1 pseudogene is annotated in these 247 nt (G+C 56.7%); it reads left to right on the top strand.

Annotated features, from left to right (window positions below):
• A pseudogene (locus tag SB753_RS40080) lies at positions 1-247 on the top strand (sel1 repeat family protein); the annotation flags it as partial.

Below are 247 nucleotides of genomic sequence, written 5' to 3'. Positions count from 1 at the left end.
CCTGCAAGCACAGAAAGCACTGGGCCGTTTTTATCTGTTCGGTCTCGAAGAGATGGGACCCGATCCTCGTGAGGCCGAGAAGTGGCTGATGATCGCATCGGAACGCGGCGATAAGGAGTCGGGAAAACTACTCGCGCAAGCGCGAGCGGCCAAGCAATCCGATCAGGATTACTACCGGTGGCAGACAGAAGCGCGTGCGCTTTACGGCAACTGGTATGCCGATTATCCCTACCAGGGTTATTGGCAG

Source organism: Paraburkholderia sp. SIMBA_053 (assembly GCF_046534895.1).
In the GTDB taxonomy this organism is placed as follows: domain Bacteria; phylum Pseudomonadota; class Gammaproteobacteria; order Burkholderiales; family Burkholderiaceae; genus Paraburkholderia; species Paraburkholderia caledonica.
This window is presented reverse-complemented; position numbering and strand designations above follow the sequence as displayed.